Annotated in this window: 13 protein-coding genes and 3 pseudogenes; 5 read left to right on the top strand and 11 right to left on the bottom strand. The window is 42.9% G+C overall.

The annotated features are described in order from the left end of the window. Nucleotides 1–13: 13 nt before the first annotated feature. Together AB7038_RS08725 and AB7038_RS08730 are read right to left on the bottom strand one after the other, a co-directional pair. Nucleotides 14–946 carry a nucleoside recognition domain-containing protein gene (locus AB7038_RS08725; RefSeq protein WP_004235888.1) on the bottom strand — a complete coding sequence of 311 codons (933 nt, stop codon included), beginning with the start codon at nt 944–946 and terminating at the stop codon, nt 14–16. A gap of 233 nt (nt 947–1,179) precedes the next feature. Then, on the bottom strand, nt 1,180–1,875 hold the full coding sequence (locus AB7038_RS08730) for a DUF554 domain-containing protein (protein ID WP_036414286.1): 696 nt from the start codon (nt 1,873–1,875) through the stop codon (nt 1,180–1,182). A 161-nt stretch (nt 1,876–2,036) separates the two neighbouring features. On the opposite strand from AB7038_RS08730, the pseudogene AB7038_RS08735 reads away from it, so the two are divergent. Continuing rightward, nucleotides 2,037–2,177, top strand: a pseudogene (locus AB7038_RS08735) (MerR family DNA-binding transcriptional regulator); the annotation flags it as partial. A 104-nt stretch (nt 2,178–2,281) separates the two neighbouring features. Here the strand turns inward: AB7038_RS08735 and AB7038_RS08740 are convergent. The 3 genes and pseudogenes from AB7038_RS08740 to AB7038_RS08750 all read right to left on the bottom strand — a co-directional run bounded on the left by AB7038_RS08740 (nt 2,282) and on the right by AB7038_RS08750 (nt 3,935). Beyond that, nucleotides 2,282–2,551, bottom strand: coding sequence for a PAAR domain-containing protein (locus tag AB7038_RS08740; RefSeq protein WP_368888673.1), 270 nt, complete (start codon nt 2,549–2,551; stop codon nt 2,282–2,284). A gap of 325 nt (nt 2,552–2,876) precedes the next feature. After that, a pseudogene (locus tag AB7038_RS18175) lies at nt 2,877–3,356 on the bottom strand (contractile injection system protein, VgrG/Pvc8 family); the annotation flags it as partial. Between the two features lie 60 nt (nt 3,357–3,416). Next, nucleotides 3,417–3,935, bottom strand: a pseudogene (locus AB7038_RS08750) (Hcp family type VI secretion system effector). Between the two features lie 813 nt (nt 3,936–4,748). Between AB7038_RS08750 and AB7038_RS08755 the strand changes: the two are divergent. After that, the gene (locus AB7038_RS08755) at nt 4,749–5,942 is read left to right on the top strand and encodes a tyrosine-type recombinase/integrase (protein WP_115113542.1); all 1,194 of its coding nucleotides are present in this window, start codon (nt 4,749–4,751) and stop codon (nt 5,940–5,942) included. Between the two features lie 302 nt (nt 5,943–6,244). Here AB7038_RS08755 and AB7038_RS08760 read toward each other — a convergent pair whose 3' ends face one another. Next, a complete protein-coding gene (locus AB7038_RS08760; protein ID WP_369453143.1) occupies nt 6,245–7,918 on the bottom strand; it encodes a DUF262 domain-containing protein in 1,674 nt (557 codons plus the stop codon). Nucleotides 7,919–8,379: 461 nt separating this feature from the next. Here AB7038_RS08760 and rlmF point away from each other — a divergent pair, with 461 nt between their 5' ends. Together rlmF and AB7038_RS08770 are read left to right on the top strand one after the other, a co-directional pair. Then, nucleotides 8,380–9,345, top strand: a complete 966-nt coding sequence (rlmF, locus tag AB7038_RS08765; protein WP_210786593.1) for a 23S rRNA (adenine(1618)-N(6))-methyltransferase RlmF — start codon at nt 8,380–8,382, stop codon at nt 9,343–9,345. An 83-nt stretch (nt 9,346–9,428) separates the two neighbouring features. Beyond that, nucleotides 9,429–9,659: a hypothetical protein gene (locus AB7038_RS08770; protein WP_369453144.1), complete on the top strand. Its 231-nt coding sequence runs from the start codon at nt 9,429–9,431 to the stop codon at nt 9,657–9,659. Nucleotides 9,660–10,024: 365 nt separating this feature from the next. On the opposite strand, the gene AB7038_RS08775 is transcribed toward AB7038_RS08770, so the two are convergent. Continuing rightward, a complete protein-coding gene (locus AB7038_RS08775; protein WP_369453145.1) occupies nt 10,025–11,389 on the bottom strand; it encodes a hypothetical protein in 1,365 nt (454 codons plus the stop codon). A gap of 304 nt (nt 11,390–11,693) precedes the next feature. Beyond that, complete coding sequence (locus AB7038_RS08780) at nt 11,694–12,038, bottom strand: hypothetical protein (protein ID WP_210786599.1); 345 nt, start codon at nt 12,036–12,038, stop codon at nt 11,694–11,696. 149 nt (nt 12,039–12,187) lie between these two features. On the opposite strand from AB7038_RS08780, the gene AB7038_RS08785 reads away from it, so the two are divergent. Further along, nucleotides 12,188–12,856 (top strand): Shedu anti-phage system protein SduA domain-containing protein, encoded by a 669-nt coding sequence (locus tag AB7038_RS08785; RefSeq protein WP_243210029.1) that lies wholly within the window; start codon nt 12,188–12,190, stop codon nt 12,854–12,856. 691 nt (nt 12,857–13,547) lie between these two features. On the opposite strand, the gene AB7038_RS08790 is transcribed toward AB7038_RS08785, so the two are convergent. The 3 genes from AB7038_RS08790 to AB7038_RS08800 form a co-directional block, all read right to left on the bottom strand. Further along, nucleotides 13,548–14,219 (bottom strand): inovirus Gp2 family protein, encoded by a 672-nt coding sequence (locus AB7038_RS08790; protein WP_369453146.1) that lies wholly within the window; start codon nt 14,217–14,219, stop codon nt 13,548–13,550. A gap of 302 nt (nt 14,220–14,521) precedes the next feature. Next, on the bottom strand, nt 14,522–16,015 hold the full coding sequence (locus AB7038_RS08795) for a YfjI family protein (RefSeq protein ID WP_369453147.1): 1,494 nt from the start codon (nt 16,013–16,015) through the stop codon (nt 14,522–14,524). Nucleotides 16,016–16,032: 17 nt separating this feature from the next. Then, complete coding sequence (locus tag AB7038_RS08800) at nt 16,033–16,275, bottom strand: helix-turn-helix transcriptional regulator (protein WP_164528599.1); 243 nt, start codon at nt 16,273–16,275, stop codon at nt 16,033–16,035. Between the last annotated feature and the right edge of the window lie 23 nt (nt 16,276–16,298).

A 16,298-nucleotide genomic window follows, 5' to 3' on the forward strand; every position in this document is an offset into this window, starting at 1 on the left:
TATCTCCTCCGGCTTAAAATAATACTATATGCAAAACCGTGCGGATGAGAATACCGATCAGTGCTGCCGGGATCACATAACGGAACAGACGGACAAACCGGGAACTGATACCGAGAAAAATGCCGATCCCCGGTAAATCAAATGTCTGGATGAGTAAACCGGCAGATGCATTAATCTGATTGGCGGTTACCGCGCCCTGCTGTACCAGATCAGAAATCACCCCGAAATACGCCGTCCCGCCGGCCACACATTTGACCAGGGCAGGCAGCACAAAACTGTCCGGAATATGCATAAAATTCAGTACCGGCATCAGAATATGGTGCAGCCATTCAATTACCCCGGCGGCCTGCATTAACCCGACAATGGATAATGACAGGATAAGCATCGGAATAGCCCCGAGTGCCAGACGGATAGCATCCGCCCCCGCGCTGTTGATAACCGACAGAATTCCCTGATTATTCTGCTCCGCATCCGGCAGCGGCTCTGAGCTTGCGGTCTCTGTCGCCGATAACCGGCGGCCGGTGACATACCAGGTAAAAGCCGCCGCACACAATCCCCCGGCAACCGAGATAATAATGGAGGTTGTCCAGTGCAGCCCGAACGGCATCAGCGGATAAAACACATTCCCCTGCCCCATGGCAAAACACATCGCCAGAGTGGCGGCCATATGGCGATCAGATACTCCCCGCTTATCCATAATCGCGAGTGTTGCCAGCGGTGCGGCAAAACTGACAAAATTTATCTGGATCAGCGCAAATGCACTCATCCCGGTTAAGCCGAATGGTTTGAGTAAAGGTGCCAGCCAGCGGACTATCACATCCAGCACGCCTCTGACAGAAAGGTATTTCATTATGATCAGCATCACGACCATAATCGGTAATAAGGTATAAAGCGCGACATCAACGGAGGATTTACCCGCTGAAATGATAATACTGATGACATCCATGGAATGAATACGGAAAGTAACTGAATCGGTTTTCCGGATTATAACCCTGTGATTTCAGAAGTAATTCAATTTTTTGAAGTGGTTCAAATAAAGCAGATAAAAGCAGCCAATCCTGTATTTCCGGATAATTCATTCAACCAGATGCTATTTTGCGGGATCAATAACCAAAAAATAACCCCGCATGATAGACTGCCGCTGTCTGCTATATCTATCCGGCTGATTTACATCATAATTCAGAAAGATGACCAGAGCAGAGACAGCGGCATCACCAGTACCAGTGCCGGAAGCAGATTAATCACCGCAAACATTTTAATACCGCAGATCCGAAGTCCGGTCGCGATTAATAATACCCCGCCCGCCGCAGTAAAGTCAGCCATCATGGCCGGTGTGGTAAACGGCATTAATAACGCACCGCTGCCCGCCAGTACCAGCTGAATAATCAGCATCGGCGCGGCAATAACCGACACCGCAATACCCAGTGAGCAGGCAAATATCATCGCGGTGAAAAAATCCATAAAAGCTTTGGTCAGCAGAACGGTAGGATCACCGGTCATGCCTTCATGCATCGCCCCGAAAATCCCGGTACCGCTGACACAGAACAGGAATATCAGCACCACATAGTTTTCGATAAAACTTTCTTGTGCCCCGCCCCGTGCCGGAAGCCGGGTTTTTATTTTACCGGCCACCGCATTAATTTTATTTTCCAGGCAGCACAGTTCACCGATAACCGCCCCCAGCAATACCGACAACACCATCACCGGCATATTGGCACATTTTATAATCAGCAACACCCCGATAGCGAGCGAGGCCAGCCCGAATACAGAGGGCATGGATGTCCGGATACGTTCCGGCAGCCGGTGGCTCAGCCCTGCCCCGGCAATGCCGCCAATTAATACTGCGGCGGCGTTAATAAAAGGTCCGGTAACCAAAGAATACTCCTGCTTTTTTTATTGGAATCTCATTATTATACGGAACCGCTACAATACTGTACGTGTACCCGTCTGCAAAACAGACGCAATAAAATAAAAACCGGGTATTGACTCTTACGTTACGTAAGGCCGCAGTCTGAGCCGCATTACAGGAGGGAAATATGTTACTTCAGGTTGGTGAAATTGCTGAGAAAACCGGACTGACTGTCCGCACACTTCATCATTATGAAGCGATAGGTTTATTACAGCCTGTAAGCCGGACCGGTGCCGGTTACCGCCTCTACAATGCTGACAATATCGAACCGATCGGGCAGTTGTGGTTTCCGGAGATACATTTTTTGGCGGTAGCGGTCAGTTCAAGGAGGACACTCATCTCTTCACGGTGTTTACCGCCCCGGTAGTTTGTTTAACCAACCCTGACGGTTGATTTTCCGGTTAGTACCCCGCCGCAGTTAATTTTATCACCGTTTCTTGCCGCGGGCTTTCCGTCAATAAAAACACTCCCGGAACTGCTGACAATAGTCCGGCTGTGGTTACCATGAGATTCCAGAGAATCACCCAACCGGGCAATTGCTTTATCATCCGCTTTGACAGTACCGGAGCCGGATATGACTTTCGTGGGTTTATGGCTGTCATGACCGGTACCAATGTCCCCGATAAGAATGACGGAAGGCATACAGCTCCTTATTCAGTCAGAAAAAGCAATTACAGTGCAGCAGTAATGGCTCTCTTTTATATTAATGAACAACGGTTACCTTACCGTTGATGACAGAAAGATACGGGTTATAGACAAAATTGTCGCCGTCTCTATTCTCCAGTTCGATAGGTGATACCCGATCATAACCGAGTTCGTAACGAAATATTCTGCCGTCTTTATACGTATGTAATTCGTATTTATCCCAGTTAACCGGAACTGTTTTAAAGCCATTATCAAAATAGCGCTTAAAATCCATGGAATCCCACATACTGTCCGGTGTGCCGCCCTGCGTGGTGGCTAACATCTCCCGGGCCCCGCCGGTCATATTCCGTATTTTCGCCAGGTCCTGCCGTCTGAACGCATTGTGGAGCTCTTCATAAAACGCTTTGATAGTTGCCAGCACTTCCGGCACGGATTGCTTCTGGAAGATGCGGCTGTCCTGATTCAGCGTCATAATCCACATTTCAGGACGGATCAGAAAGTGATACCAGGTTTTGTTGCCGTCGGTATTGCCCTGTTCCGCAGAGGCCAGCAGCCCCTGAACGGTACGGACTTTGACGCCGTCACGGGTTACGGTCAGTGAGGCGGCAGAGCCGAGATGATCCTCAAAGGTGATCGACGGCAGCAGGCTGACCGCGCTGATGGTCAGTGAAAACAGCGAAGAAAGGGATTCACTGAGCGAGAATTCGGTGACCTGAAAGGTCTGTTCCGGCAACCGGCCGATTTTGCAGGTAAACACCAGCCCGGAATGCCCCGGCAGCAAATCAGAAATGGAAGGTATCATGCCGACTCCCGTCATTGAAAACAGCGCGGCCCGGCAGTCATCCTGTCCGGGCCGGTATCATTACGCTTCGGTTGGCGCACGCCAGTCATCAGCACCGGAGGTGCCGGCAACGGTATGTTCCCAGTCGATTTTACGGTAAGAGAGTGACACTTCGATCAGTTGCGTGTAGTCCGTTTTTTGCGGATCCTGACAGTGCGGCATTTTGCAGTAGATATTAACGATAGTCGCGTCTTCCAAAGACGTGGTGAAGAAATGCTCCTGCTTCCCTTCAACCGAAGTGCGGTACCATTTCAACTGCACTTTCGGCAGCATTTCACCCGCCGCCAGGGCGTTGTACAGCAACGGAACCGCTTTGTTCAGTGCGACGGTGAATTTAAACGGACGGTGCGCACGCTGGCCGGACGGCTGTCAGGATTGCGGGTCGGTCGGAACAGTAACGATATGGTCAAACTGCTGCACCAGCATCTCATCTTCATGACCCTGCACATAGATATTGCCGACGGATTCAGCGGTAAACGCACCGGCAGTAATATTGCCCTGAGTTTTACCTTCGATGGAGATATAGCATGGAGTTGGCATGATAAAATTCCTTATTTATTAACAGGTAACAAATCGTTACCGGACGAGTGACTTCGTCATCAGCCAGTGCGCATGGTGATAATGATTAAAGGATAAATTTTACTTACTGGTCTGTAAAGACCGGAGGAAGGGCTGTATCTCACAGGATATCTGACCTTAAGTAACACTAATGACCGGTTAATGCAGTGAAATATGTCAGATCAAAAAAATGACAAGCAATCATATTTTTTAACATGTCTCGCTAATACACTGTAAAAAACAGAGAAAACAACCATTCCCCTTATGATCAGAAAAATAAATATTTAACCAAATACAAATGTCACGTAATACAATGAATTATAACAATAAAAATATCATTCCGGAAAATTATACAAACCTACCGGATTTTTAATTCCGCTGAATACAAGATATATGGATAAAAACACAATATTATGCTGTTTTATTTTTATCACTTAAATAACTAGTCTGACGAGAAGTAACCGGGATTCAGAAAATAGCAGCACAGAATGAGGTATTACATAGGGGAAACTGAAGAGAATCAGAAAAACACCAGCAGACTTCGTCAGAAAGAAATTTTGCAGTGGGGCTTGATTTATCAGAAATTGAAAAACGTCAGGAGATATTATCAGGAGTTAAGATGGCGGAGGAGGAGTCCGCTTAATATAAATCCAACCCCATCCATAGATATTCAATTAGTAACGGAATATCAATAGATTATTTAAATTCAAATCCAAACATGTATAATATTCTCCATACAAAGCCTAACAACAATGGCATACCAGATGGCATACTCAACCTTAGGATAAATTCACCATGGCTTTATTAACCAATACCAAAGCTAAGAATATACAACCTGGGGATAAACCATTACCTCATGGCGGTATCACGGGTCTCACTCTACATCCATCATCAACAAAAGGAAGAGGAAAGTGGGTACTTCGCTATATGAGCCCAGTAACACAAAAACGCCGAAATGCGGGTTTAGGTAGTTACCCAGAAATCACAATTTCAGAAGTGTCAAATATTGCTTCAATAATGAGAGAGCAAATAATCAAAGGTATTGATCCCCTTGAGTTCAAAAAATCAATTTCCGAGAAGCCATCAATCCCTTCTTTTGAAGATGCTGCTCGTAAACTTCATACTGAATTACTTCCTGGCTGGAAAAATGAAAAACACGGTAAACAATGGATCACTACACTGGAACAATATGTATTTCCATTTATCGGCTCAATGACATTAGATACCATTGCCCCCGCTGATATAGCTGACACATTACGCCCTATCTGGTTAACTCGCTCCGAAACTGCCTCTCGCGTCAAACAACGTATCCATGCGGTTATGCAATGGGCATGGGCACATAGTTATTGTTCTGCTAACCCTGTCGATGTGGTCGCCCATTTATTACCACAACAAATCAGCGTGAGTATCCGTACCGAACATCAACCTGCAATGCCATGGAAATCACTCCCTCTTTATATTGCAACCTATGTATCCACAGATGAACGATACAATGTCACTCGTGCCTTACTCTTATTTGTCATACTCACCGCCTCACGTTCTGGAGAGGCTAGAGCCATGCGATGGGGAGAAATTGATTTTAAACAACGAGTTTGGACTATCCCAGCCGAAAGAATGAAAGCTGGCATGCAGCATCGAGTTCCCTTATCGGATCAAGCTATGTCGCTACTCCATAGCTTAAAAGGGCTACATGATGAATTGGTTTTTCCTTCCCCCAGAAAACAAGTTGTCCTTTCCGACATGGTGCTCACTGCATTCTTACGGCGTACGAAAGCCCCAAGCGATAATCCTAATCGCGTTGCAACAGCACATGGCTTTCGTTCAACTTTCCGGGATTGGTGCTCTGAGCATGGCTATTCTCGGGATTTAGCTGAAAGAGCACTCGCTCATACAGTCAAAAATAAAGTGGAAGCAGCTTATCACCGAACGGACCTATTAGATCAGCGACGCCCTATGATGCAAGCGTGGGCTGATTATCTCTTGCCTTAAACTAAAGAGCTAGCCAATATGGCTAGCTCTTTTATCTCTTATTAACAATAGAAGGCATGGGCTGTAGAAAACTTATGTCACTACAGGCAAATCCACACCAAATCTGACCGATTTTAACCATCTAGACTTTATTAATAGGAGTTTAATCTACTATCGATTTTTGCAAATAATTAGGTACAAAATCACAGGGTAAATATCTGAAAATCAGTTGGCTTGTACTTCTTCATAACTTTGCGACATATATGAACCGCCTGTTGCCACTATCCAGCCTCAATAGATTCTGGATAATGGCTGGTTACCCTTTACCGAAATGACCACTCAGTGATCGCAAAGTCTACGATTTTGTTATGCCGTTTATCTATTGCTTCACAATCCCACACTGGGTTCTCGCTATCTTTAACGAAAGAAGCAATCTCAGCCTGTTGGTTAAGAATGGGGGTCTTTCTGTAAGACATTAACTTATCGGCAAATGGTTTGTTTCCGATGGACGCATTGTGCGACCCTGATATGAGCATCAGGTTGCCAAGACAATTGAGGTATTCAGAGCTAAAGTCCTCGGAATATTCACCCTGCTCATTGAGTTCATATCCTGTTTCGAGAGGACTTCCATCAGTAGGCGTGCGCGGTGCTATATGTTCAATTTGTTGGTTGGTAATCTTGAACCCTTCGACTGAATATCCAACTCTCTGAAGATAACTCTCGTAGCTCCAAAGCAGGTAGCTTAGTACATTATTTCCGTACATCCCGCCATGTAGATAGTTCTTCATATTTGTATCACTCCAATACCACGTATCGTTGAGCTTACTTGCTATTTTTTCTGATAAGACAGCATTGTTGCCATCGTAGGAGAGCAGAATTTCATTGAGACGCTCTTGAATATTTGCCCGACTATTGATGAGCTTAGCCCTAAAGGTTATCACTTCAAGAATGCGGAAAAGAGTTGGGAGATCTGAAGAGTTATAACGGTAGCCCTTAATAATGAATGGGTAAATGTACGCGGGGATCCCAAGTTTAAACAGCCTTTTCGCATACAAACTCTTTTCATGTTGTAACTTATCTATGGCCACGAATGAATCGTTTAAACTTCGAACGTACCCTTTTATCCAGGTAACTTTGTCATCTTTGTTACGGAAAGCTTCCTTCAAGTCATCCAAAGTGCGGTAGGCATACCCCTTGATATACGCATTGTTGTGGTAAATCAGCACACTATCTTCATTAATCCGCTCTATATTGTTGATTCTCTGATAAATGTGTTTAAATATGTTCGATACAAATTCGATATTGTTATCAACATCGTCAGCAGGGCTATTCACGTACATCTGATACATGAAATACGATTTGACCTTTTCCATATTGGTCAATTCTTTGCCTCTATTATTTTCCAGTTCAAACATCAGAGCCGCATCCTTCTTACCCTCCAACTCGATGATGGTAAGGTCGGTATTTTCAAGCTTATCTTGGATACTGACAAGGCGTGCAGTATCTAGTTTAGAGAGTTGTTTAGTGAAGTATGCTTTCGCTTCAAGTAGTTTCTTTTGTGATGGAGAATAAGCATCAAACTGATCGTGATTTTCGACAATTAAGCAGTCATAACAACTTCGATCATATTCAACTGGGCGGAGTTTAATATTTTTATCTCTGATGAAAGCTTCTTCAGTGTCTTCAATGTCAAAATTATGCTCTGACAGGTCATCTCGTGTCTTTAATACATTGAGTAGAGAGCGAACAAATATAGTAATGGTAGTGACCCTTTGCTGGCCGTCAATGATTTCGTATAACTTGTTCTTTTCAACGCATTCAAGAAGAATATTCCCGAAAAAATAGTTGTTTTCCCCATCTACTTGCTCATAAAGATCTGACAAGAATTCATTCCAGTTATTCTCTCCCCAAGCATAAGCCCGCTGGTATACAGGGATCTCGTAACTAACCCTGGAGGGTTCAAAGAAAGCCAATACTGTGGTTTGATTAAAGTTCATGTCACTCCCAATACTAAACATTACACAGTGTTTAATATCAAAAATTTAATCATATCATATTGTAGTGGCTCACTAAAACTGGCCACTGATATAAAGTTTTCCAATATTTTTATTTATGTGAACAAGGCAGACACTGATGGCATTCATAACACAGAAATTTCCAAAAACGAGTTTACCCGGCTGTCCGCTTCTCAAAACAGCCATTTGAATTTTACATGTGGGCAGGTTCGTTGGCCGCACTCAGCCAGCCGGGTCACATACTAATGTATGTTCCCTGTTTATCTTCCCTTGCCGCCTTCCTGCATCTTGAATTACGTTGGGTATAAAGAGTAGGACATTCCGGCATAAACTCTGAATGCAGGCTTAATACGGTTTCATCCCGAGCTGTTAGCTGCAACTTGAAAGCTATAGGGTATATGGTATCGTACGCGTCAGAAATACCTTTAAGAGAACCCTTCACGGTGGAAAAAAAGAAAACCTTCCTGCAGCAGAAAAGCGGCTTACACCCGCGTAACCGTCATCGTTCACGCTATGATTTCCCGGCGCTGATCGCCAGTTGCCCGGCACTGGAGCCGTTCGTCAAGCCGAACGCCTGGGGCGACATCTCGATAGATTTTGCCGATCCTGCGGCGGTTAAAATGCTCAACCGTGCGTTGCTGCAACATTTTTATGGTATCGAACACTGGGACATTCCCGCCGATTATCTGTGCCCACCGATCCCTGGGCGTGCCGACTATTTACACCATCTGGCCGACCTACTGGCGACCAGCAACGGCGGTGAGTTCCCTCGCGGTAAAGGCGTGGCGATCCTTGATGTGGGTGTTGGCGCCAACTGTATTTATCCGATTATTGGCCTGCGTGAATACGGCTGGCGTTTTACCGGTTCGGAGATTAATCCGATATCGCTCAATTCGGCCAAAATGATCGTGGAGATGAATCCGACACTGAGAAACGGCGTGCGCCTGCGTTTACAAAAACAAACTGAATTTATTTTGAACGGCATCATCGGCGTGGCGGAGAAATTTGATGCCACACTGTGTAATCCACCGTTCCACAGCTCTGAACAGGAAGCGCAAGCCAGCACCCGTCGCAAACTGCACAAGCTGGGTAAAGGCAAGGTAGCCGACACGCCGCTACAGAACTTTGGCGGCAAAAATAAAGAGCTATGGTGTGAAGGCGGTGAAGAAGCTTTTGTGCGTAAAATGGTAGAGGAGAGCGTTAGCCTGGCACAAAACTGCCTGTGGTTCACCTCGTTGATTTCTAAAAACACTACCCTGCCTTCGATTTATCACGCGTTAAAGCTGGTGGATGCGGCCGAAGTCCGTACCATTGAAATGGCGCAGGGGCAAAAAATCAGTCGCTTCGTGGCCTGGACGTTCCACGACGCACAACAGCAGGCCGCCTGGGCGACAGAACGCTGGCGTTAATTTCTCTGGTGCCAGTTATTTAACCGGCACCGATAAAACTTAGCATTTCCCTTTCAATTTCTGCATGTTGCGTTATTCTCAATATGTCTTCCAATACTAAAAATCTTAAAAAAGTTATTTATTCAAAATTTGGTGCTCAGATTCCAGTTAATACTAATTTTTCAACATTGTTTGGTCAGGCATATGCAGCTTTGCAAATGGCAACACATCAAAACTCTAAAACAGATAATGAACCAGTAATAAAAGATTACGAGCGTGCTTTGTTTAAACTGGCATTATCTATTAATAGAGTTTGTAATTATGTGGTCATATAAAAAATAATGATAATAATTTACTATCGTTAATTTGAGGTAAGATAGGTATGAACAAGAATGAATTAACTCAAGCAACAAAACCAACACGTACTCGACTTATTCGAGCAGTGACAACTTCTACGGCTATTGAAACAAGGCAGGAGTCTCGTCGTGTTGAAGAAAAAATGAAATCTAAGCGTGAGAATTTTGGGAACTTGAAACTCGCAGTCTAGCTCGCTTTCAATGCTTTATTAACCCAATATTTTATTGGTTCATAGTTAAGGTTTAATCCTGTCTGGATTGCTGCAATGTGCCAGAGGCAGACATAGCACACTTCTGCTTATGCAGCCCAAATCGGTATGCAACTACACCACAAGAGAAAATCGTCAGTTTTGTTCTGCCTTCATTTTTACGTTCCATAAAAAATGGCATGGGTTCGCTGTTACTTTTGATTTGTAGTCACTGTGTGACTTATAGCCGTGTGCCACTGCGATCGCTGTCGCGAGTAAACTAGTGCCGCCAGTCAACACGCTCAGCCCTAAACCAGCAGTTGCGATAGCAACTTCAGTCAAGTGTGTTTTTTTTATGTGACTAACCTGGGGGGCAATCTGACTCATTTGAACTTCAAATAGTTCATGTTGTGTGTCCTCTATAATAGCACGTACACGACTAGGATCTGATTCATGCCTAGCCTGACGTAAACCTCTCTCTAGTTCCGAGCGGAACGATTGAAATGCTTCACCATCATTGTTTCGGATAGACATTAAATCAGCCGACGATATTTGTTCTAGAAAGGGAACATCCATTTGAAGAGTACAATTTAAAGTATTTGCTTTAATATCACTGGAGTCAAAGTTCATGTTTAGTAAATTACTTTCAAACGGATGCTCAGTACCAAACATGCATCCAAGATATTCGCATAGAGCGATCCGTTTATTCAGATCGATATAATGGTTTCTGGCAGTTTGATTTACAGATTGTCTTACCCATGCAACAAAATCTTCTTTTGATGGTGGTTCTGATGATTTCTTTTGTATGAAGGTGTATACATTTTCTTTATTTGCCGGTTTAATTTCAGTAGGATTAAGCATATATCCCATTACAAACCCACCTTCCATCCCTTTAAAGTGAATACTAATATTTCTGCATAGATAAAGATCTCTCATAACCAACATGCGTCCATTGTCGTTTTGGACACTTCGTACATCAGCATTTGTTTTGTATTGTTTTAGGATATTTGATGGTAAACAATCTTCGAACCCTTTATTAGAATAAAGCAAAGGAATCTCTTCGCCACGTTCTAACTCGAAACTTACGGGATACAACTTAACGTAACCACCTACTACTAATGGACGCAATTCAATAAGTCTGATTGCAGCATTAGCTAATTCTCTGCGATCAATCATCGGTGTTGATGTCACACCCATAAATGAAGTTATAGCTTCAGTCGAAGCGCTTCTAAAGTCAGTTAGTTTGAAAATAGGATCTGAGACTATAGCTTCCTCTAAGTATAATGCTGCTTGTTTAAGTCGTGAGATATGAGACATCGTATCAGTAGCCATACAGCTAAGCGCATCATTACTGGCTTTAACATCTTTTCGTACTTCCGGAAGAATTTTAAGACAGTACTCGCGATATCTGGTTAGCTCCCTCTCTAAGGTCAAATCAGATATACCCTGGTATAGCTGTGATGCCAATGCCCCATCTAAAAGTAGTGAATCGTTAAGATAATCATATGCATAACTGCCCATGTATTTTCTTCCATTCCGATATAAAAAAGAAAATCATACATCAAGAGAGTATGTTTAACTAATTGTTGTTAAAAAATTATATGCCAATTACTCATTAGAAGGGCTGCATCCAAAAAACCAGCAACGCCCGCTACTCGCTCACCGCAGACTTTCAGCGTCAGGAATTTAACTGCTGTGTGCCAAAAACGGACATTGGTCGCACATCTGGTCGAATATACAGTGTTATTTGCTTTAATCATAAAACAGGCACGCTTTGAGTAAATCAATAGGCACACTTATTTGTTACTGAAGAAGGAAAAACACTTTAACTTAGATACTTAGAGTGGGCTAACCTAAAAATAACAGGCCAGAGAAAAGAAATAATGTGCCAGCACGCTTTGGGGATGAGGGATGGCGCAACCACCCAACATTCAATGCCCTTGTGTTTTAACAATCGGTAGAGCCAATAGCCGCAGGGGCCTGCTTCATAAACCACACATAAGTGACTGGCTTTATTTGCAAACTTCTTCATAATGTTGAGAGCAGAACGACTGTTGGTAGGGATAGTGCCGTAAAAAGAGACAGCACTATCCTCGGTAGAAACAAACGCAACATCTGTGGTTTCTTCGTGCACATCCATGCCGATGAAAATCGTGCTAGGTTTAGACATGTCGATCTCCTGTTTCTGTTAATGATTAATGCTCATTAACAGTGTGGCTCTGGTTCGACTAACCCACGACAACGCAGGAGGTCGACACCTCGGTCAGGGAATCATGATGTCTAGCCACTTAGTCCGTGTGAAATTTGAGAAATGTCTAAATGTTAGAAATTGAATCAACTAGCAAATTTAAGTATCCAGATCACTTTCCACCAAAAGACTTTTGGATTCAGCCTGGAACAGTGAATGATGGACTGGCAGAGTTTACTGAATTGGTAGATGCACGTAAGGGTGAGAAAGTAATTGATGAATATCTGCAAGAATATCGCGGTTTATTAGCTAAATTTATGAACTTTACTCAGTTTGGTCACCATGGGACATGGGTAATTCCTCAACAACAAGTGCGTCCGCCTTTAACAAGTGAACAACGCGGGCTTAAACCCGACTATATAGTTGGTGGAAAGGGATCTGATGGATATAAATGGTTTGTCGTTGAATTAAAAGGAGCGGACCAAAATATCTTTACTGAAAGAAATGGCAATGTTGTTTTCAGCAATGCAGTTAACGATGGTATTTGCCAACTATTAAATTATGTGGATTATTGCTCATCAGCACAAAGCTATCTACGAGATACTTTGCGTTTGAATGATTTCCGGGAGCCTGAAGGGTGTCTTATAGTCGGGCGCGAGAGTGAACTATTAGATGACCCTAGAAAACAAAGTCTTAAGGCGGCTTGGAATAGATTGAGTGGTGGTCGCTTGCAAATCAGAACGTATGATGCATTTATTCGTTCAACAGGAAGCTCATGGTCAGTAGAAAAAAATGGCTAACAAGCCGCAGCAACGGACTGTCAAAGCTGTCACTCAAATTGCTGCGCAATTACGTGCCAGCTTTGCCAGCCGATGTGCTGGGCGTTAAGGTTATATGAAGATCGTACACTACGAATCGAATGCACCATGGGTAGGGAAAATGAAATGTCCAAACCCTAAGTGCGGAAAGGAAACTCCTGCTTGGCAATCAAGCGGTATGAGCGGTAGTTGCCCGCACTTTTTCTGTGATACTTGTTCGAATGTAATCCACAGAGAACAAGATCATGCCCTGCTCTATGAGCATGAAGCCAACCAAGAGCTCTTGGAGCAAATAGCGGCAACTCTCCCAAATTGTCCTTGTGGAGGCAGGTTTGTTCCAGGAGCAAATCCAAAGTGCCCGAGCTGCAAAACCGAATATGCCCACCAATGGGATGCTGTGAAAAGGTTGAATGTACCTTTTATGCCAATCTTGGATGGTTCCTGCTTGATTCGAGATAGGCTGTATTCGTATGAAGTGTGCATTGGCTCTAAACCCAAATACTGGTGGCGTTTGTTCGCAAATGCCTTAACAAGTTTAGGCAAGGGACGCTCCTGACGTCGCGCCCCTGCTAAAAGCATTAATGTCAGTTCTTCGCTCAGACCAGTCGGTCAGGCTTAGTTATGTTCTACCCAACAAAACCTGTTAGTTCAAGTCTGAGCTAATACCTCTCAATTAAACCTGACTGGTTCCAAAGTTTCTAAAGTCAGTAATGAACTCTTTGGTATTCATTTTAGCCAGATACGTTATTCGTAATAGGAAATCAAAATAATTAGAATGACGGGCCAGAGCATCTCGTCTATCAAATCGAAATACGGGGTTCTCTGGAAAGTTAACTAATGGTGCATAGTCTGGGTACACTAAGCCAATGGCGCTACACCATGCCCGTTGTATTCTAGTCGCCATATTATTGGCATCATCTTGTAAATAGTTGCCTAAATAGCCGTATATATCACGATTAAATAACAAAACTAAATGGTAGTGAGGATATTCACTTTCGTTACGTTCTCTTACCCAAGCATAATAAGGGAGTGCTGGTGTACCTGAACGCCCCGTACGATGATGTGCGGCTCTCAGTTGGCTTTTTAGTGACTCGATAAAACGGGTAATGGCTCGCTCATCCGTGCGTTGAAAACATATAGGCATATCTGGGGCATCAGGACTACTATCCTGAGCGAATCGTAAATCAACTCGGATTGCAAATACTCGGTTATGGTGTTCTAGTGTATTCTCAACCACTGCCAGTAATCGACGAAGGATATAATACGATATCGAGGAATCATAGCGATCACTCGCGATAGTTATCAGTTGGTCCAATTCTGTTTTAGTTAATGCATAATCTGACATTTTTATTACCTATATCATAGAAATAGTGATATCTGTATTCGTGTTTAAGTACCTATCGCATCCATAACACAGTGAGTTATAGACACAATAGGTACAGTGATTAAATAAACATTGCTTTGTTGATTGATAGGTGTTATTATTATAAATTAGTATTGTATTTAGTAAGATGATATATATTACCTATACCGACATCATTCCATTTAATAAAAGACAGACTCAATCCTCCCCAAAGCCGCAATAAACCTCGCTTGGTGATATAATCCTACTCACTGATATTATTAAAAATAACTCTGAAGTTATCCTTATCTTGGTGAGTTATTGAGTATGAATACTCCTCTGCTACTCAACGGAATATTCAATCGTTCGGCTAGCTCTTCAGGTGTCATTCTTGCCCCCGTAAACTTGACATAGTTAATCCCATTTTTTTCGAATAATTGAACTTTAGCTTCCTGCTGTAGTTTTTCTAATGCAGGCCGCAAACGGTCAGAGCGTCTCAGTGAATAGGGGCCATTTTTAATGATATCATTTCGCCTAAAATCATAAGATTTATTACTGACAAGATGCTCCTCCAACCATAACAGGAGTTTTTCAGCATCACTGACTTCCTTAAAATCATCTATTTTTTTGATAAAGTGATTAAGATGCCACTGAGTAATATAGACTGCCGACTCCAGCGTTTCCAACGTAACAACAGTGGAATCGGGTGTCATAAACATTTGCATCACCCCAGCAATTCGAGAAGCATGCTCCATAAAGCGCGATGCGTAATCATCATAAGCATGTAATTCCCCACCAGGCTCCATCATCTTTTTAACAGCTTGATAATAGCCATTCCACGCCCCTTGGGCATCATGTGCTAAAGTAATACAATGGCGTTCTTCGTCATTTTCCCGACGTTTTATTCCTTTTTGTAAATGTTTTATTAACGTAGCCGATAAATCTGCTAAACTTAATTCAGTTGAATGTGAAACATTTTTTATCTCACATAATTGCTGAATTTGATCTAGATCCACTAATAAGCTGCGAGCTAAAAAACCTGAACTCTTTGCTTTCTTTCCTTTTTTATCCATAAAGCTGTCAAATAACGCTGGCTGGACCATGAGTAACAGACTAAAACGACAATCTTTGATGACATAGTTATCTCTAGATGCTCGGCTTACCGATTTCCCCTCTGCGCACCAAAGCGAATTTAGTAATGGTGTTTTTCGCAATAAACTACTTTCAAACAATTCACCCGCCTCATCTGACATCAGCGACAATACGGGATATCCATCCCCCAACTCCTGAGCCAGACTTTCACTTGTTGAATCATTGATTACTAAACGTTTTTTTATTGGCGCTACTGGTTTTTGAACAAGGCACTCTTCTAAATTGAAAAAAGCTTCATTCACTTTTATTCCCTGATTCAGCGCTTTTTGATAGCATTTATTTAATGCGCTAAATTTTACATTCCATAGCACCAGACTCCGCTCATAATTATCTCTTTCAATATAAAAATCCTGTTCGAGTTGTTGCTCAAATTCTGAAATTGCTTTTGTGAGCAGTTTATAAACAGTAGATTTTCGGCACCCCGACCTCGCCAAAACAACATGATAAAGTGACAGTGGATATTTTCGTCCACTTATCGGTTCAATATCAAAGCTATCCTGACACGACAGGGACATCACACTTAACAGAGTAGGCAAAATAATTTCAGCCGCCGCTCCTGTTTTTATATGTACTTGCTCAATCATGCGTTGAAAATAATCTGGTAATTTCTCTATGTTTAAATATAACTCTTCATTTTTTTGTGACATTTCATCCGCCTTATTGATTAAACCATTCTTGAAGTTAACCATTTTTCAACTGAAGCATATTGCCAGCCAACTGATGAGGCGCCAAGCTTGATAGGCTTAGGAAAATTCTCATCGTAATACTTAGAGCGAGGGTTCAATTTTTCATAAATGCTCGATCTGGATATCCCTAGCATTACCGTTAACTCGGTCATACGTAAAATACGTATAGGCAAATTATTCTGACTCATATTTTCGTTTAGATGATGCATTTGATTCTCCATTGATTCACGTTCTTAAGAGATAT

The organism is Morganella morganii, assembly GCF_041099235.1.
GTDB lineage: Bacteria > Pseudomonadota > Gammaproteobacteria > Enterobacterales > Enterobacteriaceae > Morganella > Morganella morganii_E.

What these genes read in the sequence shown, in the direction of transcription:
- AB7038_RS08740 (WP_368888673.1), bottom strand. Translation starts at nt 2,551, where the DNA reads ATGCCTTCCGTCATTCTTATCGGGGACATTGGTACCGGTCATGACAGC.
- AB7038_RS08775 (WP_369453145.1), bottom strand. Translation starts at nt 11,389, where the DNA reads ATGGGCAGTTATGCATATGATTATCTTAACGATTCACTACTTTTAGAT.
- AB7038_RS08780 (WP_210786599.1), bottom strand. Translation starts at nt 12,038, where the DNA reads ATGTCTAAACCTAGCACGATTTTCATCGGCATGGATGTGCACGAAGAA.
- AB7038_RS08760 (WP_369453143.1), bottom strand. Translation starts at nt 7,918, where the DNA reads ATGAACTTTAATCAAACCACAGTATTGGCTTTCTTTGAACCCTCCAGG.
- AB7038_RS08755 (WP_115113542.1), top strand. Translation starts at nt 4,749, where the DNA reads ATGGCTTTATTAACCAATACCAAAGCTAAGAATATACAACCTGGGGAT.
- AB7038_RS08790 (WP_369453146.1), bottom strand. Translation starts at nt 14,219, where the DNA reads ATGTCAGATTATGCATTAACTAAAACAGAATTGGACCAACTGATAACT.
- AB7038_RS08800 (WP_164528599.1), bottom strand. Translation starts at nt 16,275, where the DNA reads ATGGAGAATCAAATGCATCATCTAAACGAAAATATGAGTCAGAATAAT.
- AB7038_RS08770 (WP_369453144.1), top strand. Translation starts at nt 9,429, where the DNA reads ATGTCTTCCAATACTAAAAATCTTAAAAAAGTTATTTATTCAAAATTT.
- AB7038_RS08725 (WP_004235888.1), bottom strand. Translation starts at nt 946, where the DNA reads ATGGATGTCATCAGTATTATCATTTCAGCGGGTAAATCCTCCGTTGAT.
- AB7038_RS08795 (WP_369453147.1), bottom strand. Translation starts at nt 16,015, where the DNA reads ATGTCACAAAAAAATGAAGAGTTATATTTAAACATAGAGAAATTACCA.
- AB7038_RS08785 (WP_243210029.1), top strand. Translation starts at nt 12,188, where the DNA reads ATGTTAGAAATTGAATCAACTAGCAAATTTAAGTATCCAGATCACTTT.